Origin of the sequence: Nocardia sp. NPDC059691 (assembly GCF_042733915.1) — a bacterium.
In the GTDB taxonomy this organism is placed as follows: domain Bacteria; phylum Actinomycetota; class Actinomycetes; order Mycobacteriales; family Mycobacteriaceae; genus Nocardia; species Nocardia sichangensis.
This window is the reverse complement of the sequence record NZ_JBHWFB010000003.1, coordinates 336,951-363,243: the sequence shown is the minus strand read 5'-3', so window position 1 is coordinate 363,243 and position 26,293 is coordinate 336,951. Positions and strand designations below refer to the sequence as shown.

Annotated in this window: 29 protein-coding genes and 2 tRNA genes; 21 read left to right on the top strand and 10 right to left on the bottom strand. The window is 69.3% G+C overall.

Features of this window, described 5'->3' with window-relative positions; translation table 11 throughout:
* Positions 1 to 1,200, top strand: coding sequence for a winged helix-turn-helix domain-containing protein (locus ACFV2O_RS08885; RefSeq protein WP_379251309.1), 1,200 nt, complete (start codon positions 1 to 3; stop codon positions 1,198 to 1,200).
* A gap of 10 nt (positions 1,201 to 1,210) precedes the next feature.
* On the opposite strand, the gene ACFV2O_RS08880 is transcribed toward ACFV2O_RS08885, so the two are convergent.
* Positions 1,211 to 1,654 (bottom strand): hypothetical protein, encoded by a 444-nt coding sequence (locus ACFV2O_RS08880; protein ID WP_379251307.1) that lies wholly within the window; start codon positions 1,652 to 1,654, stop codon positions 1,211 to 1,213.
* A 148-nt stretch (positions 1,655 to 1,802) separates the two neighbouring features.
* Between ACFV2O_RS08880 and dapA the strand changes: the two genes are divergently transcribed.
* Both dapA and ACFV2O_RS08870 read left to right on the top strand, forming a co-directional pair.
* Positions 1,803 to 2,711: a 4-hydroxy-tetrahydrodipicolinate synthase gene (gene dapA / locus ACFV2O_RS08875; protein ID WP_355070179.1), complete on the top strand. Its 909-nt coding sequence runs from the start codon at positions 1,803 to 1,805 to the stop codon at positions 2,709 to 2,711.
* On the top strand, positions 2,708 to 4,675 hold the full coding sequence (locus ACFV2O_RS08870; protein ID WP_379251305.1) for a ribonuclease J: 1,968 nt from the start codon (positions 2,708 to 2,710) through the stop codon (positions 4,673 to 4,675). The genes dapA and ACFV2O_RS08870 overlap by 4 nt, the downstream gene beginning before the upstream one ends.
* A 63-nt stretch (positions 4,676 to 4,738) precedes the next feature.
* Here the strand turns inward: ACFV2O_RS08870 and ACFV2O_RS08865 are convergent, their stop codons facing one another.
* Together ACFV2O_RS08865 and ACFV2O_RS08860 are read right to left on the bottom strand one after the other, a co-directional pair.
* Complete coding sequence (locus tag ACFV2O_RS08865; protein WP_355070182.1) at positions 4,739 to 5,296, bottom strand: hypothetical protein; 558 nt, start codon at positions 5,294 to 5,296, stop codon at positions 4,739 to 4,741.
* Between the two features lie 26 nt (positions 5,297 to 5,322).
* The gene (locus tag ACFV2O_RS08860) at positions 5,323 to 5,703 is read right to left on the bottom strand and encodes a DUF4189 domain-containing protein (protein WP_355070184.1); all 381 of its coding nucleotides are present in this window, start codon (positions 5,701 to 5,703) and stop codon (positions 5,323 to 5,325) included.
* 411 nt (positions 5,704 to 6,114) lie between these two features.
* Between ACFV2O_RS08860 and ACFV2O_RS08855 the strand changes: the two genes are divergently transcribed.
* Together ACFV2O_RS08855 and ACFV2O_RS08850 are read left to right on the top strand one after the other, a co-directional pair.
* Positions 6,115 to 6,738, top strand: coding sequence for a TIGR03085 family metal-binding protein (locus ACFV2O_RS08855; RefSeq protein ID WP_379251303.1), 624 nt, complete (start codon positions 6,115 to 6,117; stop codon positions 6,736 to 6,738).
* Positions 6,739 to 6,856: 118 nt separating this feature from the next.
* The gene (locus ACFV2O_RS08850) at positions 6,857 to 9,463 is read left to right on the top strand and encodes a DNA translocase FtsK (RefSeq protein WP_379251301.1); all 2,607 of its coding nucleotides are present in this window, start codon (positions 6,857 to 6,859) and stop codon (positions 9,461 to 9,463) included.
* Between the two features lie 6 nt (positions 9,464 to 9,469).
* Here ACFV2O_RS08850 and ACFV2O_RS08845 read toward each other — a convergent pair.
* Together ACFV2O_RS08845 and ACFV2O_RS08840 are read right to left on the bottom strand one after the other, a co-directional pair.
* Positions 9,470 to 9,546 (bottom strand) — tRNA-Leu (locus tag ACFV2O_RS08845).
* 30 nt (positions 9,547 to 9,576) lie between these two features.
* A tRNA-Trp gene (locus ACFV2O_RS08840) sits at positions 9,577 to 9,649 on the bottom strand.
* Between the two features lie 671 nt (positions 9,650 to 10,320).
* Between ACFV2O_RS08840 and ACFV2O_RS08835 the strand changes: the two genes are divergently transcribed.
* Positions 10,321 to 11,301 (top strand): TerC family protein, encoded by a 981-nt coding sequence (locus ACFV2O_RS08835; protein WP_355070191.1) that lies wholly within the window; start codon positions 10,321 to 10,323, stop codon positions 11,299 to 11,301.
* 4 nt (positions 11,302 to 11,305) lie between these two features.
* Here ACFV2O_RS08835 and ACFV2O_RS08830 read toward each other — a convergent pair whose 3' ends face one another.
* Both ACFV2O_RS08830 and ACFV2O_RS08825 read right to left on the bottom strand, forming a co-directional pair.
* Positions 11,306 to 11,590 carry a YciI family protein gene (locus ACFV2O_RS08830; protein WP_379251299.1) on the bottom strand — a complete coding sequence of 95 codons (285 nt, stop codon included), beginning with the start codon at positions 11,588 to 11,590 and terminating at the stop codon, positions 11,306 to 11,308.
* A gap of 27 nt (positions 11,591 to 11,617) precedes the next feature.
* Positions 11,618 to 12,184: an amino-acid N-acetyltransferase gene (locus tag ACFV2O_RS08825; protein ID WP_379251297.1), complete on the bottom strand. Its 567-nt coding sequence runs from the start codon at positions 12,182 to 12,184 to the stop codon at positions 11,618 to 11,620.
* Between the two features lie 142 nt (positions 12,185 to 12,326).
* Here ACFV2O_RS08825 and pgsA point away from each other — a divergent pair, with 142 nt between their 5' ends.
* The 5 genes from pgsA to ACFV2O_RS08800 all read left to right on the top strand — a co-directional run bounded on the left by pgsA (position 12,327) and on the right by ACFV2O_RS08800 (position 16,122).
* Positions 12,327 to 12,986 carry a CDP-diacylglycerol--glycerol-3-phosphate 3-phosphatidyltransferase gene (pgsA, locus tag ACFV2O_RS08820; RefSeq protein ID WP_364426864.1) on the top strand — a complete coding sequence of 220 codons (660 nt, stop codon included), beginning with the start codon at positions 12,327 to 12,329 and terminating at the stop codon, positions 12,984 to 12,986.
* Entirely contained in the window at positions 12,983 to 13,510 is a 528-nt protein-coding gene (locus ACFV2O_RS08815) for a nicotinamide-nucleotide amidohydrolase family protein (RefSeq protein ID WP_356961469.1), read from the top strand. The genes pgsA and ACFV2O_RS08815 overlap by 4 nt, the downstream gene beginning before the upstream one ends.
* A 112-nt stretch (positions 13,511 to 13,622) precedes the next feature.
* Entirely contained in the window at positions 13,623 to 14,072 is a 450-nt protein-coding gene (locus ACFV2O_RS08810; RefSeq protein WP_379251295.1) for a helix-turn-helix domain-containing protein, read from the top strand.
* Between the two features lie 199 nt (positions 14,073 to 14,271).
* Positions 14,272 to 15,093, top strand: coding sequence for a PspA/IM30 family protein (locus ACFV2O_RS08805; protein WP_355070202.1), 822 nt, complete (start codon positions 14,272 to 14,274; stop codon positions 15,091 to 15,093).
* 138 nt (positions 15,094 to 15,231) lie between these two features.
* Entirely contained in the window at positions 15,232 to 16,122 is an 891-nt protein-coding gene (locus tag ACFV2O_RS08800; RefSeq protein ID WP_379251293.1) for a hypothetical protein, read from the top strand.
* Positions 16,123 to 16,132: 10 nt separating this feature from the next.
* On the opposite strand, the gene ACFV2O_RS08795 is transcribed toward ACFV2O_RS08800, so the two are convergent.
* Positions 16,133 to 16,333, bottom strand: a complete 201-nt coding sequence (locus tag ACFV2O_RS08795) for a hypothetical protein (protein WP_067809022.1) — start codon at positions 16,331 to 16,333, stop codon at positions 16,133 to 16,135.
* Between the two features lie 245 nt (positions 16,334 to 16,578).
* On the opposite strand from ACFV2O_RS08795, the gene ACFV2O_RS08790 reads away from it, so the two are divergent.
* The 7 genes from ACFV2O_RS08790 to ACFV2O_RS08760 all read left to right on the top strand — a co-directional run bounded on the left by ACFV2O_RS08790 (position 16,579) and on the right by ACFV2O_RS08760 (position 22,249).
* Positions 16,579 to 18,096, top strand: a complete 1,518-nt coding sequence (locus tag ACFV2O_RS08790; RefSeq protein ID WP_379251290.1) for a bifunctional phosphatase PAP2/diacylglycerol kinase family protein — start codon at positions 16,579 to 16,581, stop codon at positions 18,094 to 18,096.
* Positions 18,097 to 18,262: 166 nt separating this feature from the next.
* Entirely contained in the window at positions 18,263 to 18,430 is a 168-nt protein-coding gene (locus tag ACFV2O_RS08785) for a hypothetical protein (protein WP_355070207.1), read from the top strand.
* Between the two features lie 79 nt (positions 18,431 to 18,509).
* On the top strand, positions 18,510 to 19,133 hold the full coding sequence (locus ACFV2O_RS08780; protein WP_379251288.1) for a PRC-barrel domain-containing protein: 624 nt from the start codon (positions 18,510 to 18,512) through the stop codon (positions 19,131 to 19,133).
* A gap of 231 nt (positions 19,134 to 19,364) precedes the next feature.
* Positions 19,365 to 19,538, top strand: a complete 174-nt coding sequence (locus ACFV2O_RS08775; protein WP_355070211.1) for a hypothetical protein — start codon at positions 19,365 to 19,367, stop codon at positions 19,536 to 19,538.
* Positions 19,539 to 19,597: 59 nt separating this feature from the next.
* Complete coding sequence (locus ACFV2O_RS08770) at positions 19,598 to 20,755, top strand: glycosyltransferase (RefSeq protein WP_379251286.1); 1,158 nt, start codon at positions 19,598 to 19,600, stop codon at positions 20,753 to 20,755.
* A 64-nt stretch (positions 20,756 to 20,819) separates the two neighbouring features.
* On the top strand, positions 20,820 to 21,014 hold the full coding sequence (locus ACFV2O_RS08765; RefSeq protein ID WP_355070215.1) for a DUF3046 domain-containing protein: 195 nt from the start codon (positions 20,820 to 20,822) through the stop codon (positions 21,012 to 21,014).
* The gene (locus tag ACFV2O_RS08760) at positions 21,011 to 22,249 is read left to right on the top strand and encodes an APH(3') family aminoglycoside O-phosphotransferase (protein ID WP_379251284.1); all 1,239 of its coding nucleotides are present in this window, start codon (positions 21,011 to 21,013) and stop codon (positions 22,247 to 22,249) included. The genes ACFV2O_RS08765 and ACFV2O_RS08760 overlap by 4 nt, the downstream gene beginning before the upstream one ends.
* Before the next feature lie 3 nt (positions 22,250 to 22,252).
* On the opposite strand, the gene ACFV2O_RS08755 is transcribed toward ACFV2O_RS08760, so the two are convergent.
* Complete coding sequence (locus ACFV2O_RS08755; protein WP_379251282.1) at positions 22,253 to 22,768, bottom strand: CGNR zinc finger domain-containing protein; 516 nt, start codon at positions 22,766 to 22,768, stop codon at positions 22,253 to 22,255.
* Positions 22,769 to 22,922: 154 nt separating this feature from the next.
* On the opposite strand from ACFV2O_RS08755, the gene ACFV2O_RS08750 reads away from it, so the two are divergent.
* From ACFV2O_RS08750 to ACFV2O_RS08740, 3 genes are read left to right on the top strand one after another with little or no spacing between them, the layout of a single operon-like run.
* Positions 22,923 to 23,384 carry a VOC family protein gene (locus ACFV2O_RS08750; protein WP_379251280.1) on the top strand — a complete coding sequence of 154 codons (462 nt, stop codon included), beginning with the start codon at positions 22,923 to 22,925 and terminating at the stop codon, positions 23,382 to 23,384.
* Between the two features lie 29 nt (positions 23,385 to 23,413).
* Positions 23,414 to 24,298 (top strand): pyridoxamine 5'-phosphate oxidase family protein, encoded by an 885-nt coding sequence (locus ACFV2O_RS08745; RefSeq protein WP_355070221.1) that lies wholly within the window; start codon positions 23,414 to 23,416, stop codon positions 24,296 to 24,298.
* 24 nt (positions 24,299 to 24,322) lie between these two features.
* A complete protein-coding gene (locus ACFV2O_RS08740) occupies positions 24,323 to 24,772 on the top strand; it encodes a nuclear transport factor 2 family protein (RefSeq protein WP_355070223.1) in 450 nt (149 codons plus the stop codon).
* Between the two features lie 68 nt (positions 24,773 to 24,840).
* On the opposite strand, the gene ACFV2O_RS08735 is transcribed toward ACFV2O_RS08740, so the two are convergent.
* Entirely contained in the window at positions 24,841 to 26,250 is a 1,410-nt protein-coding gene (locus ACFV2O_RS08735; protein WP_379251277.1) for an MFS transporter, read from the bottom strand.
* Between the last annotated feature and the right edge of the window lie 43 nt (positions 26,251 to 26,293).

Sequence of the window (26,293 nt, the reverse complement as noted above, 5' to 3'; positions counted from 1 at the left end):
ATGCGGAAGATGGGTGCGGCGGCGGCGCGGCGAACGGCGTTGGCGGCGCAGGGCTTCGGGGCGCGCAAGCCCGGTCGGATCACGCGGCGGACGGTGCTCGGCGTGCTGGACCGGACGCAACTGCTGCAGCTGGATTCGGTGTCGGCGGTGGTGCGGGCGCATTACGCGCCGGTGTTCAGCCGGATCGGGCCCTACGACCGCACGCTCCTGGATCAAGCCGCGTGGAGCAACGGCTCGCGGCGGCCACGGTCGCTCGTCGAGTATTGGGCGCACGAGGCCGCGCTCATCCCGGTCGAGGACTGGCCGCTGCTGCGCTGGCGGATGCGGCGCTACGAGCACGGGCGCTGGTCCGGCATGCGCAAGGTGGTCGAGCGCAATCCGACCTTGGGCAAGGACATCCTGGACGTGATCACCGCGGTGGGCCCGGCCACCGCGGGTGAGGTGGAGCGTCACCTGGAGCTGGACAAGCCGCGGCCGAAGGGCTCCTGGTGGAATCTCAGCGATACGAAGATGATCTGCGAGCAACTCTTCGCGGCGGGCGCGCTGTCTGTGGCCACGCGTGTGGGGTTCACCAGGCACTACGATCTGACCGAGCGGGTGCTGCCCGCCGAGGTGCTGGCACGCGACGTCACCGAGCAGGACGCCGTTCGTGAGCTCGTGCTGCGTGCCGCCACCGCGCACGGCATCGGCACCGAAGCGGACCTGCGGGACTACTACCGCCTCCAGCGCACCCAGACCGAACCCGCCATCGCCGATCTGGTGGACGCGGGCGAGCTGATCCCGGTGGAGGTGGCGGGCTGGGGGAAACCGGCTTATCTGCGGGCGGGCACTCCCACGCCGCGTCGCATCGAAGGCGCGGCGCTGCTGTGCCCGTTCGACCCGCTCATCTTCTTCCGCGCCCGTACGGAGCGGATCTTCGACTTCCACTACCGCATCGAGATCTACACCCCGGAACACAAACGGGTGCACGGGTATTACGTCTTCCCGTTCCTGCTCGACGGCGAACTCGTGGGCCGCGTCGATCTGCGGGCGGAACGCGCGAACGGCCGGTTGTGGGTGCCGGCCGCGTTCGCCGAGCCCGGCTACGACACTCCGGCCACCGCGCAGGCCCTCGGCGGCGCGCTGCGCGAGCTGGCGGACTGGCTCGAACTGGACGAGGTCGCGACAGGCGATCGCGGCAATCTCGCCGCATTGCTGTAGCGCGTTCGGGTCAGATGTCTCGTTTGGGCCCGTACCCGCGCATCTGATCGCGCAATGCTCCGTGGACGGCGCTCGACAGCCACGAGTTCAGGGACTGACCACTCTGTGCGGCAGCCTCTTCCGCACGCGCCTTCATCTGTTCCACCAGCCGCAGCGTGACCCTGCTGATGTCCCCGGTCATCTCCTCGAAGGAGGGGCTCTGCTCGCCCACCGTGCTCTTGCGCACATCGATGGAGGCGTCGGTGCCGTCGACCGAGACGTGCACCGTGCGGTCGCCGAGCGCGGCGCTGACCTCGGCGGCGAGGTCCGACAGCGCGGCGAGCAGCGCCAAGCGGGCCGGGCCTTCCGTCGCCGCGGCCAGTGCGGCCGCCGTGGCCTGCGTCTTCTCGTCACCGAGCGCCGCGGCGGCGATCAGGTTCTCGCGCAGTTGGCCGGTGTATTTGTTCAAATCCATGATGTCAGTGTGACGTCATGAATGACATCGGGCAAGCGGCGAAATGACATCATCGCACCGTCGTCGATATGGATTCGCGTCCTTGTTGCGGCCTGATCGCCGACGACGGTGTCGAGGGCGTGTCCCCGACCGGGTAGCCTTTCTGACCATGAAGAACGGTGAATCGACGCCAACGGAGCTGCGTGCGTCCGGCACGGTAGGTGTCGCTATGGTGACCCCCTTCAGCGCCGACGGCAAGCTCGACGTCGATGCCGGGGTCGCGCTCGCGGCCCGCCTGGTCGACCGCGGCGTCGACCTGCTCGCGATCTCGGGAACCACCGGTGAATCGCCGACCACCACCGAATCGGAGAAGGCCGATCTGCTGCGCGCCGTCGTCGACGCCGTCGGCAAGCGGGCGACCGTGATCGCGGGGGCGGGCACCTACGACACCGCCCATTCGATCGAGCTCGCGCGCAACGCGCAGCGGGCGGGTGCGCACGGTTTGCTCGTGGTGACGCCGTACTACTCCCGGCCCTCGCAGGAGGGACTGATCGCTCATTTCACCGCCGTCGCGGATGCCACCGATCTGCCGGTCACGCTGTACGACATCCCCGGACGGTCGGTGGTGCCGATCGCCAGCGACACCATCCGCAAGCTCGCCGAGCATCCGCGCATCGTCGCGGTCAAGGACGCCAAGGGCGACCTGAACATGGGCGCCGAACTCATCGCGAGCACCGGCCTGGCGTTCTACTCCGGTGACGACGCGCTCAACCTGCCCTGGCTGTCGGTCGGCGCGGCCGGATTCATCAGCGTCATCGGACATCTCGCGCCCGAACGGCTGCGCGCGCTGCTGGAGGCGTACACGGCGGGCGAGGTCGTGCGCGCCCGCGAGATCAACACCACGCTGCTGCCGCTGCACGCCGCGATGGCCAGGCTGGGCGGCGTCGCGATGAGCAAGGGTGGTTTGCGGCTGCTCGGCGTGGAGGTCGGCGAACCGCGCCTGCCGCAACTGATGCCGACCGGCGAGCAGCTGGAAGTGCTCGCCGCGGACCTGCGAGCGGTGGGAGTGCTTTCGTGAGCGAGTCCCTACCCCGTCGCCGCCGTCGCGGCGCGTCCCGTCCCGCCGGAGCGCCCGCCCCCGCCGCACCGGCCGAGCAGACGCCGTCGGAAACCGTCGCGCTGCCCGAACCGGCGCTCGACGAGACGACGGTGCCCGCCGTTCCAGCCGAGCAGCCCGCGCCCGCGCAGGCGCGTCGACAGACCAGGACGCAGGATGCGGGATCCCGGCGAGCGGGCCGCGGACGGGGACAGTCCGGTGCGCGGCGGGTCGAAGAGCCTCCGGCGCAGGCGGATCCGATCGCCGCGCACGACCGGCTCGGCGCTCCGCCCGCCCTCCCCGAAAACGGCCTGCGCGTGGTCGCCCTCGGCGGCATCGGCGAAATCGGCCGCAATATGACGGTTTTCGAGTACGGCGGCCAACTGCTGATCGTCGACTGCGGCGTGCTGTTCCCGGAGGACCAGCAGCCCGGTGTCGACCTGATCCTGCCGGACTTCCGCCCCATCGAGGACCGGATCGCCGATGTCGTGGCCGTCGTGCTCACGCACGGGCACGAGGACCACATCGGGGCGGTGCCGTTCCTGCTGCGGCTGCGGCCCGACATCCCGGTCGTCGGCTCGAAGTTCACCCTGGCGCTGGTCGCCGCGAAGTGCCGGGAACACCGCCTGCACCCGAAGCTCATCGAAGTGACCGAGGGGCAGCACACCGCGCACGGCCCGTTCGGCTGCGAGTACTTCGCCGTCAACCACTCCATTCCCGACGCGCTCGCCGTCGCCATCCGCACGCCGGCCGGCGTCGCCCTGCACACCGGTGACATCAAGCTCGACCAGCTTCCGCTGGACGGGCGGCTCACCGACCTGGCCGGATTCTCCCGGCTCGGTGACGAGGGCGTCGATTTGTTCCTGGTGGACTCCACCAACGCCGAGGTCCCCGGCTTCGTCACCCCGGAGCGGGAGATCGGCGGCGTGCTGGACTCGGTGATCGGCAAGGCACGCGGCCGGGTCATCGTCGCATCCTTCGCCAGTCACGTGCACCGCATCCAGCAGGTCGTCGACGTGGCCCAGAAGTACGGGCGGCGGGTGTGCTTCGTCGGCCGCTCGATGGTCCGCAATATGCAGATCGCCCAGGATCTGGGCTATCTCACCGTGCCGGAGGGCGTGGTCGTCGACCTCGACGTCGCCGCCACCTTGCCCGGCCATCGCTTGGTGCTGATCTCGACGGGTTCGCAGGGCGAGCCGCTGTCGGCGCTGTCGCGGATGGCGCGCGGCGACCACCGGCAGATCAACATCCGCCCCGACGACCTGGTGGTGCTGGCCTCCTCGCTCATCCCGGGGAACGAGAACTCGGTGTTCGCGGTGGTCAACGGCCTGGCTCGGCTCGGAGCCACGGTGATCACCCAGCAGAACGCCAAGGTGCACGTCTCCGGGCACGCCTCGGCGGGCGAGCTGCTGTACCTGTACAACGCGGTGCGTCCGACCAACGCGATGCCGGTGCACGGCGAGTGGCGCCACCTGCGTGCGAACGCGGCGCTGGCGGTGGCGACCGGGGTGCCGCAGGAGCGGGTGGTGCTCGCCGAGGACGGCGTGGTGGTCGACTTGGTCGACGGCATAGCCTCGGTCGTCGGCCGGGTGCCGGTGGGACACGTCTACGTCGACGGGCTTTCGGTGGGCGACGTCGGGGAATCGACGTTGTCGGACCGGCTGGTGCTCGGCGAGGGCGGTTTCATCGCCATCACCGTCGCCATCGACGAGACCACCGGTAAGGCGGTGAGCACGCCGGAGCTGAGCGGACGCGGCTTCTCCGACGATCCCACCGCACTGCTCGATGCGGCCGAACTGGTGGAAGCCGAACTGCTGCGGCTGGCGGGCGAGGGCGTCACCGACACCCATCGCATCGCGCAGGGCGTGCGCCGCGTGGTGGGCCGTTGGGTGGCCGATACCTACCGTCGTCGTCCGATGATCGTGCCGACGGTGATCGGCGTCTGACCTTCCGCACAGCGAAAAGCGCCGGGCAGCCCAGCTGCCCGGCGCTTCTCACGCGGTAGCGGCTTACTCCTGGCAGGCCGCGGACTCGATCTTCGCGCTCTTGACGATGTTGCAGGCGAAGGTGTGGTCGACCTTCCACTGGCCGCCCTCGGACACGAATTGGATGAACGCGCTGTCCACCGGGGTGCCGTCGATGGTGACCTTGGCGTCGGCCTTGAGCTTGCCGTCCTTCGGGTCGCCCACGTTGGTGACCTCGACGGTGACCTTCTGCTTCTTCGCGGCGTCGACGAGGTTGGCGACCAGATAGGGATCCTGCTCGGCGGCCTGGATCCAGCTGATCTTCTCGGTGTTCGGCACGTTCGGGTCGAACGCCTTCTGCAGCCGCTCGTTGAGCTGCTGCGTGGTGGGCTTCGGCAATACGGGCGAGGACGGCGTGGTCGGCGCGGAGCCTGCCTCCTTGTCGCCCTTGCCCGAGCCGCCCTCCAATTCACCCGCGGGGTGCCCGGGAGCGGCGCTGGTGCTCGGGGACGAGGAGTCGTCGTTGGAGGCGCAGGCGGTCAACGAGCACGCCAGTGCGGTGAGGACGACGGCCACGGTGGTCCGGAAAGTGCGGTGCTTCACGTTGTTTCCTTCTCGAATTCCGGGCGTCAGCCGTGGTTGGACGTGCAGTTCCAGTGCACGATGTAGGCATCGGAATCGTTGTGCGCCAAGGCCTGGCCCTGCGCGCTGCGCCGCGACGACGCGTACCCCCAGCTCCAGGTGCCGGTGCCGCTGGAGTACGCCACGGCGCCGCAGCCGTTGCGGAACCAGACCACCGACTGGCAATCCCCTGCGCCACAAGAGTTGATCGCGCGTTGCTCCGCGGCAGCCGAGTTCGGGTAGTCGTAGGAGTACCCGATCAGACCGGTGGAGGTGGACAGCGCGATCGCGCCGTAGTTGTTGGTGTAGGCATTCGCGGCAGGCGCGCTGACAGCCAGCGCGGCACCTACCGCCGCGAGCGCGGCCACACCGGTAGCAAACTTCTTCACGAGGATTTGCCCCTTCTTGTCATTGGCCCACGACCCGATGGACCGAGTGACAAGGTACAGAGCCGATTCTCATTACGCTAGCCGGAGATTTCCCGGCAGGGAGAGCCGCGAATGCCATGCTATGGATGCACGTCGATCGGCGTGGCGCCAAGTGTGGCCCACGGTCAGCTGCCTCGCAACCCGGAGTCGGGACTCACGCTGCCTTTTTGTGCGGTGAAACCCGCTGAACCGCAAGGTCGTAACGATCCGGTTCCGGATGAGGCCGAGGCGCGGCAGTGCTTCGGTTTCCGCGGTCGGCCGCGCGCTGCGGTCAGATCCCGGTGCGGGATCGGCTGGTGGCGCGGCGGTTGCGGTGATCGCGGTGCGTCGCGCCGCGCGGCAGCATGGCCGAGCGGTCGGTATGTTCAGGGTGTGACTATGGCACAGCGGGAACGCTGGGGAATCGTCGCGGCGATGGAGGCCGCGGGACCGGACGCGCGGACGCTCTGCGGTACGTGGACGGTGCGGGACTTGGCCGCGCACTTGGTGGTTCGCGAACGGCGGCCCGACGCCGCGCCGGGCATCCTGCTGAAGCCGCTTGCGGGGTATCTCGAGCGCGTGCAAGCGAAGGCGGCGGGCAAGCCGTTCCCCGAACTGCTGGAGCTGGTGCGTACCGGCCCGCCGTGGTGGTCGCCGCTGCGACCGGTCGACGCCGTGGTCAATCTGTCGGAGATGTTCGTCCATCACGAGGACGTGCGCCGCGCCGAGCCCGGTTGGCAGCCACGTGAACTGCCCGCAGCCGACGAGGAACAGCTGTGGTCGGTGCTGCGCAAGATGGCCAGGATGGCCTACCGCAAGGCGCCGGTCACGGTGGAGCTGGCGACGCCGGACGGCAGGCGCACGGTGGTGCGGTCCGCCGCCGAGGATGTCGTCACGCTGACCGGCAAGCCGTCGGAACTGGTATTGCATGCCTTCGGCCGGGACGAAGTGCGGCTGGAGACCGCCGGATCTCCCGAGGCCGTTCGGGCGGTACTCGAGTCCGACCGGTCGTTCTGATTTCCGCGCCGCCACCCCGTCGCGCGGGACCCGGGGGATCGGCGAAAAGCCGCCAGAGGCGCAACGGCACCAGTGTTGCGGATGGTCCGGATGGGGCGATTGCGGCTAGCCTGGGGCCATGGCAGGTAAGTCCCGCAGCACCACGACCAGTCGGGCGCGGGCGGGATCGGCGCGGGGGAGGACCACTGCGGCGCGGTCTCGCGCGGCCACGCCCCGCACGGCCACGCCCCGCGCAGCCACGCCCAGGGCGACCGCCACGCCCCGCCGACGCGCCACCGCGGCCCGGCGCCCGGCGCGCCGTCCGTCCGACACGGCTCCGCTGACGGTGATCACCCGGGGTATCGGCAGCGGCTGGACCATGCTGGCCCGCGGGCTCGGCGCCACCACACGCGCCCTGAGCCGTGCGGGCGAGATCGAACACGGACATCGGCGCGACGGCGTAGCGCTGGCGCTGATCGCGGTGAGCGCCGTGATAGCGGCGGCGGTCTGGTTGTCGGCAGGCGGTCCCATCGGCCACCTGGTCGAGGACGTGATCCGCGCGATCTCCGGATCGGCCTCCGCATGCCTGCCGTTCGTCGCCTCCGGAATCGCCGTCGTCCTGATGCGCACCGAACCGCGCCCCGAGATCCGGCCGCGGCTGGTGCTCGGCGGCCTGCTGATCGGCCTGCCGGTCCTCGGGCTGTGGCACATCGCCGCGGGCGCCCCCACCGACGCGCACGGGCGTTCCCGCGCAGCCGGTTTCGTCGGCTTCGTGACCGGCGGGCCGCTGACCGACGGCCTCACCGCCTGGCTCTCGGTCCCGATCCTTTTGCTGGCCATCGTCTTCGGCGCGTTGCTGGTGACCGGGACGACGGTGCGCGAGGTCCCCGCCAAGCTGCGGCGCTACCTCGGCACCGAGACAGGTGGCGACGAATACGGCGAATTCGACGGCGAGCATAGAGACTACGACCCGGCCGACTACGACGCCGACGGATTCCCGGTGCATCGCGCCACCGCCAAGCGGCGCGGTCGCACGCCCGCGGAGAACTACCCGCCCGACGAGTTCGGCGATCCCGACGCGGTCACCGAGTCGCTGGGCGAGCCCCCGCTACGCGACGCCAAGCAGATCGGGGCCGAGGAACCCGCGCCGAAACCGAAGCCGAAGAAGCAGCGCCCCGCCGCGGTGGTGGAGGATCAGACGCCACCGCCGCCGAAGCAGCTGGAGTTCGTCACCGACCGTGAGGTCGAAGGCGACTACACGTTGCCGCCGTTGTCGCTGCTGACCGACGGGGATCCGCCGAAGAAACGCAGCGCCGCCAACGAATCGATGATCGAGGCGATCACCGAGGTGCTGGTGCAGTTCAAGATCGACGCCGCGGTGACCGGCTTCGTGCGCGGCCCGACGGTGACGCGCTACGAGGTCGAACTCGGGCCCGGCGTGAAGGTGGAGAAGATCACCGCGCTGGCGCGCAACATCGCCTACGCCGTCGCGACGGAGAACGTCCGGCTGCTCGCGCCGATCCCCGGCAAGTCCGCGGTCGGCATCGAGGTGCCCAACGCCGACCGCGAGCTGGTCCGGCTGGCCGACGTGCTCAAGGCGCCCTCCACGCGCACCGACCACCATCCGCTGGTGATCGGTCTTGGCAAGAACATCGAGGGTGAGTTCGTCTCGGCGAATCTGGCCAAGATGCCGCACCTGTTGGTCGCCGGTTCCACCGGTTCGGGTAAGTCCAGCTTCGTGAACTCGATGCTGGTGTCGCTGCTGCAGCGGGCGACGCCGGACGAGGTACGGATGATCCTGATCGATCCGAAGATGGTGGAACTGACGCCGTACGAGGGCATTCCGCACCTGATCACGCCGATCATCACCCAGCCGAAGAAGGCCGCGGCCGCCCTGGCCTGGCTGGTGGAGGAGATGGAGCAGCGCTACCAGGACATGCAGGCCAACAAGGTGCGCCACATCGACGACTTCAACAAGAAGGTGAAGTCGGGGGCGATCACCGCGCCGCTGGGCAGCGAACGGGTGTACCGGCCCTACCCGTACATCCTCGCCATCGTCGACGAGCTGGCCGATCTCATGATGACCGCTCCGCGCGACGTGGAGGACGCCATCGTCCGCATCACGCAGAAGGCTCGTGCGGCCGGCATCCACCTCGTGCTGGCCACGCAGCGGCCATCGGTGGACGTGGTGACCGGTCTGATCAAGACCAACGTGCCCTCCCGGCTCGCCTTCGCGACCTCCTCGCTGACCGACTCGCGGGTCATCCTCGACCAGCCCGGCGCGGAGAAGCTGATCGGCATGGGCGACGGCTTGTTCCTGCCGATGGGGGCGGGCAAGCCGACCCGGTTGCAGGGTGCGTTCATCAGCGACGAGGAGATCCACGGCGTCGTCGACTTCACCAAGAACCAGGCGGAGCCGGAATACCAAGAAGGCGTCACCGCCGCGAAGGCGGGCGAGAAGAAGGACGTCGACCCCGATATCGGCGACGATCTCGACGTCTTCTTGCAGGCGGTGGAACTCGTGGTCACCTCGCAATTCGGGTCCACCTCCATGCTCCAGCGCAAGCTGCGCGTCGGCTTCGCCAAGGCGGGACGGCTGATGGATCTCATGGAGACCCGGGGCGTGGTCGGCCCGAGCGAGGGGTCCAAGGCGCGCGACGTGCTGGTGAAACCCGATGAACTGGAAGGGTTGCTGTGGTCGATCCGCGGCGGCGGGGACGGCGGCGACTCCGACGAGTCGGAGTGATCCGGCTGGTTCCCTCGGCGAGATTCGAACTCGCATCTACCGGAATCTAGGTCCGGCGCCTCTACCGATTGGGCTACGAGGGATCGGTCGGGGTTCCGACCTGAAGGATTGGGCACGGACGGAGGGATTCGAACCCCCGGCCCGCGGTTTTGGAGACCGCTGCTCTACCGGCTGAGCTACGTCCGTTCGCACGAAAAAGGGGTCGCTCCTGGCGATTCGCCGCGGAGTGACCCCTTTTCGATACGGTCTGCGAAAGACACGTTCAGGGGCGGCTCCGCGCGGCTCGCCAGGAGACGGACCAGGCCGATAGCGCGGTGCCGGTGCGCGAGACATCGCTCGGCGACACCTGTCGCTCCGCCGTCCCGGTCATCGTCTCGCCTTCCTGTGGTCTGATCTTCGCCGGCTCAGAAGGTAACACCGGATGTCGGTGTTGGGAACCGCTTTTCCTTAGCCGACGACCCTACCCGGTCAGTTCTTCCGTGCCTGAAGGGTATGGCTCAACGGAAGCCTTTCGGGTGCCGGGTCAGCCGCCATTCACCGTCCCGGCCCGTTGTCATCAGGCCGGGCAGCGCGTTCCACGGAACACTGCGATGTTCGACCAGGCCGGTCAGCGTGAGGTCCGCCGCGGCAGCGCGGTCACGACCTTGCCGAGAGTTTCCATTCGTGCGTGGTGGTCCGGCTGAACCGGGCGTCGGTCTCGAAGTAGGCGGTGCGGTAGTCGTCGGTCACGAACGTCGACGGTGGCACGAACGGCCCGGTGAACGCATGTGGAATTATGGTCGGCAATCACCCCGCTATCGCGCAGTAACGGACAAATCGGGCATTATGGACATCATGTTCTTCGATCGGCACGCCGCATGCACGTAACCGCACTCGAATGGGGGATCACCGTCGTGGTGATCCTCGGTCTGTTCGTCTTCGACTTCTACGCCCACGTGCGCACTCCGCACGAGCCGACGTTCCGGGAATCCGGCTTCTGGTCCGGGGTCTACATCGGGCTGGCGCTGCTGTTCGGCGGCGTGGTCGCCTGGCAGTGGGGTTCGACCTACGCCGGGGAGTACTACGCGGGTTTCGTCACCGAGAAAGCGCTCTCGGTCGACAATCTGTTCGTCTTCCTGATCATCATGTCCACCTTCGCGGTGCCGCGGATCTACCAGCAGAAGGTGCTGCTGATCGGCATCGTGCTCGCCCTGGCCATGCGCGGCGCGTTCATCGCCGTCGGCGCGGCCGCGATCGGCGCGTTCAGCTGGGTGTTCTACCTGTTCGGCATGTTCCTCGTCTACACCGCGGTCAAGCTGTTGCGCGAGAGCGGCCACGAGGTCGAGGTCGAGGAGAAACGAGACAGCCGGATCGTCGCGCTGGCCAAGCGGGTCCTGCCGACCACCGATGAATACGACGGCGACAAGCTGGTGACCAGAGTGGACGGACGCCGAGTGGTCACGCCGTTGTTGCTGGCGCTACTGGCCATCGGGTTCGCCGACCTGCTCTTCGCGCTGGACTCCATCCCGGCCATCTACGGACTGACCGAGCAGCCGTACCTGGTCTTCACCGCGAACGCGTTCGCGCTCATGGGCCTGCGGCAGCTGTACTTCCTGATCGGCGGATTGCTCGACCGGCTGGTGTACCTGTCCTACGGGCTGGCGGCGATCCTGGCGTTCATCGGCATGAAGCTGGTGCTGCACGCCCTGCACGAGAACACGTTGCCGTTCGTCAACGGCGGCGAGCACGTCGCGGTCCCGGAGATCTCCACGTCGGTCTCACTGGGTGTGATCCTGGTCATCCTGGTGGTCGCGACGGTCGCCAGCCTGCTCCGCACGCGGGTCCGAGCGGACCGGTAGCCGCTCAGGGCGCGAAGGCGCCGAAGACGGGGGCCCATTCCACGGCGCGGACGTCATCGATGAGGTTCGCCCGGGCGAACGGGTCCTGGGCGAGCAGGTCCTTCAGCTGTCCCGCGTCCGGCGAGCGGAAGAGCAGCAGCGCTCCGGACCCGTCCGGGTACGGACCGCTGCTCAGCAGGGTGCCCGACTCGAGCAGCCCGGCCAGCCAGGCTCGGTGCTCGGGTCGGTGGACGTCGCGGTCTGCGGCGGTGGCCTCGGAATAGACGTAGTGGACGGCGAAGATCGGCACGGGTATCGCTTCCTGTGGGGGACGGGCTCAGAGCGTCAGCAGCATCCGAGTATTGCCGAGAGTGTTCGGCTTCACATAGCTCAAATCGAGGAACTCGGCCACGCCGGTGTCGTAGGAGCGGCACATCTCGGCGTACACCTCGGCGGTGACCGGCGTGCCATCGATCTCGACGAAGCCGTGCCTGCCGAAGAACTCCACCTCGAAGGTCAGCACGAACAGCCGTTCCAGCTCGAGCTCGCGCGCCACCGCGACGAGACGTTGCACGATGAGCTTGCCCACACCGCTGCCCTTGACGTCGGGATGCACCGCGACCGTGCGCACCTCCCCGAGATCGGCCCACAGCACGTGCAGCGCCCCGCAGCCGACCACGCGGCCGTCGAGTTCGGCGACCCAGAATTCCTGTACCGCCTCGTAGAGGGTGACCAGGTTCTTCTCCAGCAGGATGCGGCCTGCGTAGACGTCGACGAGGCGTTTGATCTCGGGCACGTCGGAGGTTCGCGCGCGTCGGACGACCGGGAGGGAGTTCTGCGCGGCCGAAGCCGCGCCCGGATACGCGTCGCTGGTCGAACCACCTAGTGGTCCCCGAGAGGTCATGGGGTGCACAGTAGTCGGCTCGGCTACCGATAGTCTGAACGTGTGCCGCAGATCCACTCGTCCAACTCACCGCATCGCGCCGGGCGGCGCGGCGGTCCGACGAGGCGGCCGTGAGCGAGCCGATCGCCGGTGAGGCGATGGCATGAGCGTGCAACCCGACGAGACGGACCGCCCCTGGAGCGCGCCCGCCCCGATCCGTCCCGGCTTCGCACCCGCGCAGGCCGAGAGCGGCCCTCCGCTGCTGAACATCGCGAACGTGCTCACCATGTTGCGCATCGCGATCGTGCCGCTGTTCGTCGTCGCGCTGTTCGCCGGAGATGGTCACCAGACCGGTTGGCGGATCGCCGCCGCGGCGCTGTTCGGCCTCGCCGCGATCACCGACCGGTTCGACGGGCAATTGGCTCGCAAATACGGGTTGGTGACCGATTTCGGCAAACTGGCCGATCCCATCGCGGACAAGGCGCTGATCGGGTCCGCGGTGATCGGTTTGTCCGTGCTCGGCGACCTGGCCTGGTGGATCACGTTGGTGATCTGCGGCCGGGAGATCGGCGTCACACTGCTGCGTCTGATCGTCGTGCGGCGCGGAGTCATTCCCGCAGGGCGCGGGGGAAAGCTGAAAACACTGGTCCAGTCGGTGGCCATCGCCATGCTCCTGCTGCCGCTGTCGGGCTGGGTCGCCGGTATCGGCATGCTGCTGATGTATGTGGCGGTCGCGCTGACCGTGGCCACCGGCCTCGACTACGTAGGCCAGGCGGCCCGGGTGTGGTTCGCGGGCGGCCCGGGGCGGAACCGCGGCGCATGAGCGATCCGCTGGTCGCCGACGTGCCCGCCATCGATCTCGTTCGTGCGCTGGTGACTGTGCGGCAAACGGTAGCCACCGCGGAATCGCTGACCGCGGGTCTGCTCGCCGCGACCATCGCCGGGGTACCGGGCGCCAGTGCCGTGCTGCGCGGCGGGTTGGTGGTCTACGCCACCGACCTCAAGCACAGCCTCGCGGGCGTCGACGCGGAGGTCCTCGCGGCCGAAGGCCCGGTGGCGGCGAGCACCGCCGAACAGCTGGCCGTCGGCGCGCGCACGCGCTGCGGCGCGGACTGGGGTGTGGGGCTGACCGGCGTGGCGGGCCCCGATTCGCAGGACGGGCACCCGGTCGGCACGGTCTTCCTCGGACTGGCCGGTCCCGGGCACACCGAAGTGATGCGGTTGAAACTCCCCGGCGACCGGTGGACGATCAGAATCGGTGCGACGCGCACGGCGGTGGCGGAATTGCTGCGGTGTGTGCGGGAGGCGGGCACGGACCCGGCCGACCGCGTCGGGCGGAGCGGCTGAGGTGCTTCCGGCGGGAACCATCCGCCCCGGTTCCGACGTTGTGCCAGAAAGAACGGCATGCGTGGGGTCGGCGATCGCGTCGGCCCCGCGACCGGGAGCGAAGGAGAACGAGATGACGCTGCTGCGAGAGGCGATCGGGGACAGTCTGCGGCGTGCGCGTCTCGCCCAGAGCCGGACCTTGCGCGAGGTGTCGACATCGGCGCGAGTGAGTCTCGGCTATCTCTCCGAAGTCGAGCGGGGTCGCAAGGAGGCCTCCAGCGAACTGCTTGCCGCCATCTGCGAAGCGCTGGACGTCCCGCTGTCGCGGGTGCTGTGGGATGTGAGCACGATCATGGCCGGTGTCGACGCGGCGACGGCCGGCGCGCCCGCGGACGAGGCCGCGGCCGCCGCGGCCGAGCCGGAGCGGACGGCGGCCGAGCCCGCCGCGCAGGCCGAGTCCGCGTCCGCGGCGGCAACCATGTCGGCCGACGCCGCGCCGCGGCCGCTGCCGCTGGCGGAGGACACCCGGATCGTCATCCCGGCTCCGCGATCGGACATGTTGGTCCTGGTGAAAGGTGCGTGACCGGCGACGAGTTGCGGCCACGGCGGCAACGCTGCGGGCCGGTGCGGAAAGCGGATAGATTCTCCGTAGGCGTCGGTTGGGCCGGGTTCGCCCGGCCCTGGTGCCACATGGTGGAGGATAGGCACATATCGGGTGCGTGACGGTCGCGCACTGGAGTCGCGCCGGAGCGCGGCATGTCAGATGGAGGCGGGATCAATCGATGGCTAATCCGTTCGTCAAGGCCTGGAAATACCTGATGGCCCTCTTCGACGCGAAGATCGAGGAGCACGCGGATCCGAAGGTCCAGATTCAGCAGGCTATCGAGGAAGCCCAGCGGCAGCACCAGGCCCTTTCGCAGCAGGCCGCCTCGGTCATCGGCAACCAGCGTCAGCTGGAGATGAAGCTGAACCGGCAGCTGGACGAGGTCGAGAAGCTCAACGCCAACGCACGTCAGGCCGTCCTGCTGGCCGATCAGGCCACCGCGGCGGGCGACACCGAGAAGGCGATCCAGTACACCAACGCCGCCGAGGCGTTCGCCGCGCAACTGGTCACCGCCGAGCAGTCCGTCGAGGACCTGAAGGTCCTGCACGACCAGTCGCTGCAGGCGGCCGCCCAGGCGAAGAAGGCCGTGGAGCAGAACGCGATGCTGTTGCAGCAGAAGGTCGCCGAGCGCACCAAGCTGCTCAGCCAGCTGGAGCAGGCCAAGATGCAGGAGCAGGTCTCCGCCTCGCTGCAGCAGATGGATTCGACGCTGTCGGCGCCCGGCAGCACGCCGAGTCTGGACGCGGTGCGCGAGAAGATCGAGCGCCGCTACGCCAACGCGCTGGGCGCAGCGGAACTCGCGCAGAATTCGGTGCAGGGCCGCATGCTCGAGGTGCAGCAGGCCAGCATCCAGATGGCCGGGCACAGCAAACTGGAGCAGATCCGCGCGTCCATGCGCGGGGACCAGTTGCCCGCCGGTGGCGCCCAGCCCGCCATCAATCCGGCACAGGCCGGTTCGGCACAGCCGCAGATGAACAAGGGACAGGCCGCGCAGCAGTAGCCGCCTCCGGGTGTTCGGCGAACACGTGTCGGTGGGGGCTGGTTCACTGGAGGACAAGGCGTGGGGACCCGACCGGCCGGCCGTCGGCCGAGTCGGGTCCCGGTCTGTCCGATGTGTGCAACCGGTGGGAGAGAAGGTATGAGCGGCAGTGCATTTCGCGAGGGTCGGCCCGAAACGCGGCGCCTGCGCGGGACGGCGATGATCCGGGCCCAAGCCGCGCTCGCGCCACAGCCGGGCAGCCTGCCGGACAGTCTTCGCGAAGTCGGTGAGAACGCGCTCGTCGCCGTGCGGCGCTGGGCCGACCCACGGGAGCGGGAGTTGCGCCGCCGCCGCAGGGTCCGCCGCCGCAGCTTCCAGCTGGGCACGGTGTCCGGCCTCACCACAGTGGGAACCGTTGGCCTCGTCGCCCTTTCGGCGCCGGTGTGGGCTGTGGTCGTGGTCGGCGGCGGCGCGGTGGCACTGGTCACCGGCGCGGCGCTGAGCACTCGTCGCTATCTGCGACTGCGGGGAGCGCCGCTGCCGCATGCGGCGTTCGTCCCGCGTAAGCAGCCACCGGTATGGTCGAACGCCCGGCCGTCGATCGCGCGTCTGGTGCGCGCGGAGAAGGCCTTGCACGGCTTGGGCGTTCAGATCGCCCGCTCGCATCGGCTGCCCCCGGACGAACTGGCCGACATGCTCGAGACCGCCGCCTCGGGCGCGGCGGCGCTCCATGCGCTGGCTGCCGACATCACGGCGATGGAACAGGGGCTCGGGGCCATCGGAAGCGCGAATTCGCCCGCGGCGGTGGCGCTCACCGAGAACCTGCGGCTGATCCTGGCCAGGCTCGACGCGGGCGTCACGGAGTACGAGCAGGTGGTGGCCGCGGCGGGCCGGATTCTCGCGGTGCCGGAGACCACCGTGGTGCGGCACAACTTCGACACCATCGTGGCGGATCTGCGCCACGCCTCCGACCGGCTGGACGGGTGGGCGCAGGCCCTCATCGAGGTGGCCGACAAATCGGTGCCCGCGTCGCCGCGGCCACCGATCTGATCCGGGCCGGTCAGCTCGGCCGGTCCCGGCGGCGAAGTTCCTCGGCCCTGGCCCGAAACGCCGCGCCGACGAGTTCGCGGCTTTCGGCCATGAGGTCGAGCACTTCCCACGACGCTTTGCGGGCGGCCGATCCGACGATTCCCGCGATCGCCGAACCGTGCCGCCGGGCCGCGGCCGCGAGTTCCTGTGCCAGCTCGTTCGTCTGTTCCATCGGGGTCCCGGTCGTCAGAGGAGATTCAGTGCATGACTGTGTGCTGATTGGGGTGTCTGCGTCATTGGATCATCCCTTCCCTGTTGTCGCGCAGCGCCGTTTGGCGTTGAAGATCAGAGTACATCCGTGCACTGAAGCCGCATCGGTCTCGACCGCGCCGGGGGATCCCGCGCACGCGTGAGCGCTCGCGTCCGCACCGAGTGGTCGTGTGGGCGCGGCGCTCGAGCGATCGGTAGGCTGCGGCGATGCGGTTTCTCTCGACTCGCGAACGCGACGGTGGGGTGATCGGAAGGACGAGCAGCCTGGATCGCTGGCTGGTCGGCCGCAGTGCGCGCGTGCGTGCGACTCCGGCGGATCGGGCGTTGAAGGCATTGAGCACCGCCGCCGACAAGAGTCGCTTGTGGATGGCGCTCGGGGCGGTCCTGTTCGTCGCCGGAGATCGCTCGGCCCGGCGCGGCGCGGTGCGCGGGTTGCTCGCGCTGGGCATCGCCAGCGGCGTGGCCAACGGTGTGGCCAAGCCGCTGTTCCCGCGCCGTCGTCCGCCGGACGAATCCGTTCCGTTCGTGCGCAGGCTGGTCGCGCCGCCGGTCTCGTCATCGTTCCCCTCCGGGCACGCGGCCTCCGCCGCGGCCTTCGTGACGGGCTTGGCGTTGGAATCGCCCGCGGCGGCCGTCGCGGTGGCCCCGGTCGCCGCCGCGGTGGGATATTCGCGTGTGCACATCGGCGTGCACTGGCCCTCCGATGTGGTCGCTGGCGCGCTGTTCGGTAGCGCGGTCGCACTGGTCACTCGGCGGTGGTGGGCGGTGCGCGACGACGAACCCGCCGCCCTCGGTCCGGTCGAACACATCGACCCGCTGCCGAAGGGCGCCGGATTGCTGCTGATCGGCAACCCGCACGCGGGATCGGGCGATGGCGACGACGCGCTCGCCGACCTGCGTGAGCGACTGCCCGCCGCCGAGGTGCTGGAACTGGGCGGCGACGATTTCGAGGAGCGGGTCGACGAACTGGTGCGGCGCGACGATCTCCGCGCTCTCGGCGTCGTCGGCGGGGACGGAACGGTGTCGGCCGTCGCGGAGTACGCGGTCCGTCACCGGTTGCCGCTGGCGGTATTCGCGGGTGGCACGCTGAACCACTTCGCCAGGGACGCCGGAGTGGAGCGGACCGACGTGACCGTCGCCGGGCTGGAAGCGGGCGAAGCGGTGCGGGTCGACGTGGCGGGTGTTTGTTTGGACGGCGCCGAGCAGCGCACCTTCGTGAACACCGCCAGTCTCGGCGGTTATCCCGATTTCGTCCGTGTTCGCGAGCGCTGGGAACGGCGGATCGGCAAATGGCCCGCGGCGGGAATCGCCATGGTGCGCGTGCTGTTCCGCGCCCAGCCGCTGCACGTCACCGTCGATGGCGCCCACACCGCGCTCTGGATGCTGTTCGTGGGCAACGGCACCTACCACCCGGCCGACCAGATCCCCATGTCGCGTCCGGAGTTGCGCGGCGGCACCCTCGATGTCCGTTACCTGCGCGCCGATGTCCCGTTCTCGCGGCTGCGGCTGGTCTTCGCGACGTTCACCGGCACGCTGGAGTATTCGCCCACCTATCGGCACCGCAGGGTTTCCCGGGTGGATGTGCGGGTCGCCGAGGAGGCGGTGTCGCTGGCCACCGATGGCGAGGTCGACCATCGCGGCAAGGACTTCCGATTCACCAGCGGACCGTCGGCGCTGATGCTGATCAAGCGTGGGCGCGCGGGGAACTCGCAGCGAAATACATAACGAATAGCTATCAGATAGCTGTGTCGTCACTTCTGGCGCGGCGTGTCGACGAATTGAGTACTGAGCCTGGTTTGGTCGAGGAATGCACGGGTAGTTGCCATTATGTAGCTGATCATTTCCGGTCTCGTCTGGGGCCGGGCACATGCACTACTGGCGGGAGCACGTCATGCTCGATGTTTCCTACCGTCGATCGCTGCTCGACCAGGACACGCAGCGGCTGGACGTCAGCCGGTATCTGACGTGTGACAGCGCCGAGGACCCGGTGCGGCTGTCGCGCAGAACGCAGCGCGTCGTCGCGAGCCCCGACGTCACGGATCGACCCACCAGCGATTGAACTGCTTTTCCCAGCACGCGCGGTGGACAGCCGCGTTCTGTCGAGCTGCGCATCGCACGGACGAACTGCGGAGGAACCCATGACTGAAATGCTGGAAACGCTCATCGGCAGCTCGGTGTACGGCCCCGAAGGCGAGAAGATCGGCAAGGTCAAACGGGTCTACGTCGACAACAATTCCGGATCGCCCACCTGGATCGCGGTATCCACCGGTCTGTTCAGCGCCGACGCGTTGGTCCCGCTTGCGGGCGCCGAGCATCGCCCCGAGGCGGCCGTGTTGCAGGTGCGAGTCGGTAAGGACGCGGTCAAGGCCTCGCCGCAGCTGGACCACAACGGGCAGATCAGCCCACAGGCCGAGCAGGAACTGTTCGACCACTATCAGATCGATCCGGATCAGTCCGCCTGGGATGTCTACGGCAGGCAGCCGGTGCCGCAGCCGCCGCGCACCCGCCCCGCGATGACCCGCCCGCCGGAGCGGCGGACCGGGGAGCCGGGAGGCGTCGCCACCGCGCGTATGCGGAACAATCCGGGTCCGGACGAGGAGACGTTGCGGATGCCGGCGTCCGGCGATCGGTCGAGCATGGGTCTGGATCCGATGGTCGACCCCTACGCGGTCGACACTGCCGATCTCGGTATGCGGGAACCGGATGGCATGCCGCACGACGATCCTCTGGCCGGCGAGTTGCCGGACGCCGAGCCTCGCTGATCGGCTCGTCCTCGACGATGGTGTGCGCGTCCTCCGACGCGCACACCATCGTGGCGTGTTCGGGACGGGAGATCTTCGGTCGGCGGCGAAACCCCGATCGCCGCGCGACGAGCGGGGCGCCGGCCTAAGGGGGAACCCTGATTTACACCCCGAAATGCCTCCCCACCTGGTGATTTCCGCTGATCCAAGTGCCATGCTCGAAGCGGAAACCGACTTCTTGGAGGCATCGAAATGTTGTGGAAGATCATCGGCATCGTCGCGGTCGTCTGGATCGCGCTGGCCGTCATCGGCGCGCTGATCAAAGGCCTGTTCCCCATCCTGGTGATCAGCGCCATCGTGTTCGGGCTGTATCTGCTGTACAAGGCGGTCTCGGGCTCGGACAAGTCGACGGTGAGCAAGCTGTAGCGAGCGGCGCCGCGATGCGGGTGTGATCGACCTCGAAGGGGGTGTGGCAGGCTAGGCGGATGCGAGTAGCCGTCGTCGCGGGGCCCGATCCCGGTCACGCGTTCCCCGCTATCGCGTTGTGCTCGAAATTCCTGGCCGCCGGTGACGAGCCGGTCCTGTTCACCGGTCCGCGGTGGTTCGACGCCGCGCTCGCCGCCGGAATCGGGGTGCGCAGACTGAAAGGCCTGGCGCCGCGACCGGTGGACGACGACGCCGACGCCGGGCAGCGCATCCACGAGCGGGCCGCGCACATCTCTACCGAGATCCTGCCCGAATTGAGCGCCATGCTGCCCGAACTGGTGATCTCCGACGTGCTGACCGCGGGCGGCGGCATGGCCGCGGAACGGCTCGGCGTCCCATGGGTTGAGCTGTCCCCGCATCCGCTGTACCTGCCGTCGAAGGGATTGCCGCCCATCGGAAGCGGGCTCGCGCCCGGTTCGGGTTTGCGCGGTCGGGTGCGCGACGGCGTACTGCGCGGCATGACCGCACGCGCGCTGCGGAACGGGCGTCGCCAGCGGGAGCGGGCGCGCGAGAGCGTCGGCCTGCCTGCGGTCGATCCCGGGCCCGCCGCGCGCCTGATCGCCACCCTGCCCGCGCTCGAGGTACCGCGCCCCGACTGGCCGGAATCCGCCCACGTGATCGGCCCGCTGCTGTGGGAGCCGACCGACGCGATCCTGGACCTGCCGCCAGGGAACGCGCCGCTGGTCATGGTCGCGCCCTCGACCGCGCACACCGGTGTGGCGGGCATGGCCGAGACCGTCCTGCGGGCGTTGGAGGGAACCGGTGTCCGCGTGGCCATTTCGATGCTGGACACGCCGCCCGCCGATCTTCCGCCATGGGCCACGGCGGGGTTGGGACGGCAGGACGAACTGCTGACCCACGCGTCCGTCGTCGTCGGCGGCGGCGGTCACGGCCTGCTCGCCAAAACGCTGTCCGCCGGCGTCCCGATCGTCACCGTTCCCGGCGGCGGCGACCAGTGGGAGCTAGCCAATCGCGCGGCGCGACAAGGTAGTTCGATCGTCGTCCGGCCGCTTTCACCCGAGGCCGTCCGTGCCGCGGTCGGTGCGGTCCTCGCCGACCCGCGCTACACCCGAGCGGCGAGGGAGGCCGCCGCCACGCGCGATTTCCCGGACCCGGTCGCCCTGTGCCACCAGGTCTGTTACGCCGTCCAACCCTGACCGGAGCGGGTGCCGGGCGTGCCCCTGACCAGCGAACGCGCGGGACGGGAGTAAGTTCGGGACGGTGCGGTTGACCGAGTTTCAGGAACTGTTGCACACCGAGTTCGGTGTGGCCCGCGGCGACGCCCTGCTGACCGACCACGTGATCCCGGCGTTGGGCGGGCGCACCGGCGCCGCCGCCATCGAGGCCGGAACCGATCCCCGCGACGTCTGGCGCGCCCTGTGCGCCGAATTCGACGTGCCGAGGACGCGCTGGTGAGCGCCCCCGGGCAGGTGGAGCGCGACGAGCCGCTGTACCGGTTCGACGAGCGGCAGCGGATGATCCCGCACGACCCGGAACGATTGGCGGTCCGGGTGGCGCAGGCGCGCCCCGACGACTTCGCGAGCTACCGGCAGACCGGCATCGAGTTGATGCTGCTCGGCCGCTACGACGAGGCGCTCGACCACCTCGATCGCGCGCTCGAACTGGTGGACACGGAGCGGCGCCGGATCACCGTGTGGATCAACTTGGGCGACGTCTACCGCTATCGCGGCGACGCGGGCACCGCGGAGACGTTGTACCGCCGCGCCGTGGAACACGCGCGGGTAGCCGCGCCGGAGGTGCTCTCGTTCGCCGTGCAGCACCTGGGCAAGGCGCTCGCCGAACGGAACCACCTGGCCGAGGCGCGCGAACTGCTGGCCGAGGCGATGCGGCTGCGCGTGGCCGAGGGCGATCCCGAGGAGATCGAAGCCACCCGCACCGCGCTGGACACGCTGGGCGAGCTGCCGATTCCGTTGCCGCCCCCCGTCGCGGCGTTGTTCGGCGAGGTGCCGAGCTGGTCGTACGAGCACGAGGGCATGAGCGGTGGTGTGGTGCGCGTCGACGGCGCCTACTGGCTCAAACGCGGTCCGAAGGCCGTCGCCGAGTATCGGCGGCTCACCTGGCTGCGTGAGCGCGGGATCGCCGTGCCGGAGGTGACGGCGTTCGAGGACGACGTGCTGGTACTCGCGGACGTGGGCGCGCCCAGCTTGTCGGCGGGCTCCGGCGGCGCTCACGCGGCCTCGACCGGCGCCGTGCTCGGCGCGTTGTTGCGCCGGCTGCACAGCATTCCGGTCGCCGAGTGCCCGTTCGACGGACGCCTGGACGTCGTGCTGGCGCGGGCGCGCCGCAACGTGGTCGAAGGTCTGGTTGACGCGGACGATTTCGACGACGACAACGCCGGGTCCACCGCCGCGGAGATCCTCGAGCGGCTGCTGGCACAGCGGCCGGAGCGTGAGGATCTGGTGGTGGCGCACGGTGATTTCACCCCGCCGAACGTGCTGGCGAACGGCGTCCTCCTCGATGTCGGCGGGCTCGGTGTTGCCGACCGTTACCGTGATCTGGCGCTCGCCGTCCGCGACCTGCGCGCGGATTTCGGCGAAGCGGAGGTGACGGCCTTCTTCGCGGCCTACGGACTGGCCGAGCCGGACGAGCGCCGCTTGACGTATTACCGGCTGCTCGACGAGTTGTTCTGAGCCTCAGGGCTTTCGCGCGTAGTGCCGCGCCGCTTTGGTGCGGTTGCCGCAGGTGGCCATGGAGTGCCAGCGGCGGGTTCCGTTCTTCGAGGTGTCGTAGAAGAACAGCACGCACTCCGGATGCGCGCATTGGCGGATCCGATCGGGTGCGGTGCGCAGCAGCTCCAGCAGATTGTCGGCAGCCAGCCAGCCGGGCAACCAAGCTTGCTCCGGGACGTCCACCAGGTCGGCGGGCCCGGATGCGGTGAGCGCGCGGCGGACGCGGCCGTGTTCCAGCACGTCGTTGAGTCCGGCGGGGGAAGCGTGCACCACCACGTCGTAGATGGCGGTCCGGGCGGTCAGCACCGCGTTCAGGGTGGCTTCGTCGGCGGTCGCGCGATCGGTGAGGCCCGCCGACGCCAGCCAGGTGTGCAGGCCGGTGACATCGGTGAGCAGGTCCTGTGGTCCGTGCTCGATCCATCTCGTGTTCAGCAGATCGAGCGCCAGGGGTTCACCGAGGTGGGGGCGTGGATCGGACATGCCCGAGGGTACCGAGTGGGCGCCGTCGGCCACGGCCGTCACCCCCTTTCTAACCGTTGAAAATTATTTAGATGGTTGACACCATTGTTCCCGGGTCGGTACGTTCTAACCAGTGAAACCGCACAAGGCGGTTGAATCTTCCGAGGAGGAACTCATGACCGCGGTTGCCGCGCCTCAGCTCAGCACCGGGCACATCGGCCTGAACGTCTCGGATCTGGATCGCTCGGTGGACTTCTACCGCCGGGCCCTTGGTTTCGAACAGCTCGCCGCGAGCGCCGACGAGCAGCGCCGCTGGGCCTTCCTCGGTCGCGACGGCAAGCTGGTGGTCACCCTGTGGCAGCAGAGCGGCGGCGCGTTCTCCACCGAAACGCCGGGGCTGCATCATCTTTCGTTCCAGGTCGACAGCATCGACGAGGTACGCGCGGTGGAACGGGTGCTGCGTGAACTCTCGGTCACCTTCGCCCACGACGGCGTGGTGGCGCACGGCGAGGGCGTCGCCTCCGGTGGGATCTTCTTCACCGATCCCGACGGCATCCGGCTGGAGGTGTACGCGCCCAGTGGCGCGGAATCCGCTCCCGCGCCCAGCGGCGCGGCACCGACCTGCGGCTTCTTCTGATCCGGCCGCGTAGCGAAGGGAGTATCGCGATGGAGGCGTTCCACCGCGGGGAGGTCGCCGTGCAGCGCCGGATGGGGCAGGCGGACATCGCCGGACGGGTCGGTCGCATGATCCGCGCCGACATCCCCGCGGTCGCGGCCGATTTCCTGGCCGAACAGCGGATGGTGGTGCTCGCCGCCGCCGACGCGGCGGGCAGGCTGTGGGCGAGCGAGCTGGTCGGGCAGCCGGGATTTGTCCGAGCGGTGGACGACCGGACCATTTCGATCGGCACCATGCCCGCTGCCGCCGACCCGCTACACGAAGCGCTGACCCGCCGGTCTCGCGTCGGCATGATCGCCCTGCAACCGCAGCGGCGCAGGCGGATGCGCGTCAATGGAAGGTCCGCGCCGGAGGACGCGGGCGTGCGCATAGTCACCGATCAGGTGTACTCGAATTGTCCCAAGTACATCTCCCGCCGGGATGTCGCGAGCTACACGCCCGGCGCTACGACGCCCGCGGTGCGTCGCGGTGCCGAATTGGATGCCGAGCAGCGGTCCGCGATCGCCTCGGCCGACACGTTCTTCGTCGCGACCGCGGACGAGGAAGGCAACGCCGACGCCTCGCATCGCGGCGGGAATCCCGGCTTCCTGCAAGTGCTCTCGCCCACGCGGCTGCGCTGGCCGGACTATCGGGGCAATTCGATGTTCATGACGCTCGGCAACCTCGCGGTCAACCCCCGCTGCGGGATCCTGATCCCGGACTGGTCCACGGGCGCCACGTTGCAGCTCACCGGCACGGCCGAGTTGGTCTGGGCAGCCGAGACCTTCACGGCGGGCGCGCAGTGCTCCCTCGATTTCACCATCGAAGAGGTGGTCGAGCGATCCACGGGAGCGCTGCGATGGGGCCCTGCCGAACTTTCTCCCGTGAATCCCTGAGACTTCGAGAAAAGGAGTCGTCCCATGCGACCTCCGCTACCCCCGTTCGACGCGGAATCCGCCGAAGCCAAGGTACGGGCTGCGGAAAACGCCTGGAACACGCGCGATCCCGAACGGGTCGCCGCCGCGTACACCGAAGATTCGGTGTGGCGCAATCGCGACGAGTTCTTCACCGGCCGTGACGCCATCGTCGAGTTCCTCACCAGGAAGTGGTCCATCGAGAACGGCTACGCGCTGCGCAAGGATCTATGGGCCTTCCACGGCAACCGCATCGCCGTGCGGTTCCAGTACGAATGGCACGACGAGTCCGGCCGGTGGTTCCGCAGCTACGGCAACGAGCAATGGGAGTTCGCGCCGGACGGGCTGATGTCCCGGCGTGAGGCCAGCATCAACGATGTCCCGATCGGGGAATCCGAGCGGCGCATCTTCGGGCCACGCGAGCCTGGTGACGAGTCGGTACTGCCGCAGCGTTAGGGCCGCCGGGGCACGGGAAACGGCGGCGCCCGTCCGGGACGCCGCCGTCTCTTCGTGCTGGATCGCGATCAGGCGGCGACGGCCTGCCGCTCGGCTTCGGGCGATCCGGCGTCGGCGCGCTTCCGGTGGAACAGTCCGAACGCGACCAGTCCGAATCCGATGCCCACCGCCGCCGCGATGCCGAACGCCGCGTCGAGCCCGGCGACGAAGTGCGGCGACGTCATCGGCTGCGCGGCGTCGGCCACCCCGCGGAAGACGGTGCCGAGCACCGCGACGCCGAGCGCGAGGCCCAGTTGCCGGGCAGTGTTCACCGCACCCGCGGCGGTGCCCGCTTGCTCCGGGGCGACCGCCGCCATGCCGACCGAGACCAGCGCGGGCGCGTTGACGCCGATCCCGATGCCGATCACCACGAATCCCGGGATCAGCGCGACCCAGGAGGACCCGGCGCCGACGATCATCAGCAGCCAACTGCCCAGGCCGACCACCACCAACCCCGCGCCGATGGTCCATTTCGGCGCGACATCGTGCAGCAGCCGACCGAAGGCGCCCGCCACCACGAACGCGGTCGCGGCCATCGGGAGCATCGCCAGACCCGCGTGCAGGGGCGACATGCGCAGTTGCTGTTGCAGCCACAGCGAGACCAGGGGAGTGCTCGCGAACGCGGCGAACGTCTGTCCGGACGCGCCGAACAGGGTCGCGCCGAAATCGCGGTTGCGCAGCAGTGCCAAGGGGAACATCGGTGCGGCGCCGCGCGCTTCGGCCCAGCCGAAGATCGCGGTCGCGGCAGCGCCCAGCGTGAACGCCGTCACCGCGGCCGCGTCCGTCCAGCCGTGCTCGCCGCCGCGGATGACACCGTAGGTGACCGCCGTCGCCGCGGTCGCGAAGGCCAGCATGCCCGGCAGGTCCACCGCGCGGCCCACCCGCCGCTGGACGGGCGGGAACACGGTGGCGGTCAGCCCGATCGCCAGCACGGCGATGGGCAGGTTGACGAAGAAGATCCAGCGCCACGACAGCGCCTCGGTGAGCACGCCGCCGAGCACCACTCCGATGCCCGCCGCCGCACCGGACACCGCGCCCCAGACGCCGAAGGCGACGCCGCGGTCACGGCCGGTGTAGGTGGCGTGCAGCAGCGACAGCGTGGTGGCGAACATGGCCGCGCCGCCGACGCCTTGCAGCGCCCGCGCCGCGACGAGCGCCGCCGCGTTCTCGGCGACGCCGCACCCGAGCGACGCGATCGCGAAGACGACCAGTCCGGCCAGGTAGGCGTGCTTCGCACCGACCCGGTCGGCGAGCGAGCCGAGCACCAGCAGCAGCGCCGCCAGCGCCAAGGCGTAGCCGTCCACCACCCACTGCAAGCCGGACAATCCGGTGTCCAGATCGGCGGCGATATCCGGCAGGGCGACGTTCACGATGGTGACGTCGATGAGCAGCATCAGCGTGCCGAGGCACGCGGCGAACAGGGGGAGCCATTTCCTCACGGGAGCCTCCACGGCGGATTCGAATGATTTCGACGCCAAGCGT

Excerpts from the sequence above, each read along its gene's own strand:
- ACFV2O_RS08885 (WP_379251309.1), top strand. The coding sequence starts at position 1 with ATGCGGAAGATGGGTGCGGCGGCGGCGCGGCGAACGGCGTTGGCGGCG.
- ACFV2O_RS08880 (WP_379251307.1), bottom strand. The coding sequence starts at position 1,654 with ATGGATTTGAACAAATACACCGGCCAACTGCGCGAGAACCTGATCGCC.
- dapA (WP_355070179.1), top strand. The coding sequence starts at position 1,803 with ATGAAGAACGGTGAATCGACGCCAACGGAGCTGCGTGCGTCCGGCACG.
- ACFV2O_RS08850 (WP_379251301.1), top strand. The coding sequence starts at position 6,857 with ATGGCAGGTAAGTCCCGCAGCACCACGACCAGTCGGGCGCGGGCGGGA.
- ACFV2O_RS08835 (WP_355070191.1), top strand. The coding sequence starts at position 10,321 with ATGCACGTAACCGCACTCGAATGGGGGATCACCGTCGTGGTGATCCTC.
- ACFV2O_RS08825 (WP_379251297.1), bottom strand. The coding sequence starts at position 12,184 with ATGACCTCTCGGGGACCACTAGGTGGTTCGACCAGCGACGCGTATCCG.
- pgsA (WP_364426864.1), top strand. The coding sequence starts at position 12,327 with ATGAGCGTGCAACCCGACGAGACGGACCGCCCCTGGAGCGCGCCCGCC.
- ACFV2O_RS08815 (WP_356961469.1), top strand. The coding sequence starts at position 12,983 with ATGAGCGATCCGCTGGTCGCCGACGTGCCCGCCATCGATCTCGTTCGT.
- ACFV2O_RS08810 (WP_379251295.1), top strand. The coding sequence starts at position 13,623 with ATGACGCTGCTGCGAGAGGCGATCGGGGACAGTCTGCGGCGTGCGCGT.
- ACFV2O_RS08805 (WP_355070202.1), top strand. The coding sequence starts at position 14,272 with ATGGCTAATCCGTTCGTCAAGGCCTGGAAATACCTGATGGCCCTCTTC.
- ACFV2O_RS08800 (WP_379251293.1), top strand. The coding sequence starts at position 15,232 with ATGAGCGGCAGTGCATTTCGCGAGGGTCGGCCCGAAACGCGGCGCCTG.
- ACFV2O_RS08795 (WP_067809022.1), bottom strand. The coding sequence starts at position 16,333 with ATGGAACAGACGAACGAGCTGGCACAGGAACTCGCGGCCGCGGCCCGG.
- ACFV2O_RS08790 (WP_379251290.1), top strand. The coding sequence starts at position 16,579 with ATGCGGTTTCTCTCGACTCGCGAACGCGACGGTGGGGTGATCGGAAGG.
- ACFV2O_RS08785 (WP_355070207.1), top strand. The coding sequence starts at position 18,263 with ATGCTCGATGTTTCCTACCGTCGATCGCTGCTCGACCAGGACACGCAG.
- ACFV2O_RS08780 (WP_379251288.1), top strand. The coding sequence starts at position 18,510 with ATGACTGAAATGCTGGAAACGCTCATCGGCAGCTCGGTGTACGGCCCC.
- ACFV2O_RS08775 (WP_355070211.1), top strand. The coding sequence starts at position 19,365 with ATGTTGTGGAAGATCATCGGCATCGTCGCGGTCGTCTGGATCGCGCTG.
- ACFV2O_RS08770 (WP_379251286.1), top strand. The coding sequence starts at position 19,598 with ATGCGAGTAGCCGTCGTCGCGGGGCCCGATCCCGGTCACGCGTTCCCC.
- ACFV2O_RS08755 (WP_379251282.1), bottom strand. The coding sequence starts at position 22,768 with ATGTCCGATCCACGCCCCCACCTCGGTGAACCCCTGGCGCTCGATCTG.
- ACFV2O_RS08750 (WP_379251280.1), top strand. The coding sequence starts at position 22,923 with ATGACCGCGGTTGCCGCGCCTCAGCTCAGCACCGGGCACATCGGCCTG.
- ACFV2O_RS08745 (WP_355070221.1), top strand. The coding sequence starts at position 23,414 with ATGGAGGCGTTCCACCGCGGGGAGGTCGCCGTGCAGCGCCGGATGGGG.
- ACFV2O_RS08740 (WP_355070223.1), top strand. The coding sequence starts at position 24,323 with ATGCGACCTCCGCTACCCCCGTTCGACGCGGAATCCGCCGAAGCCAAG.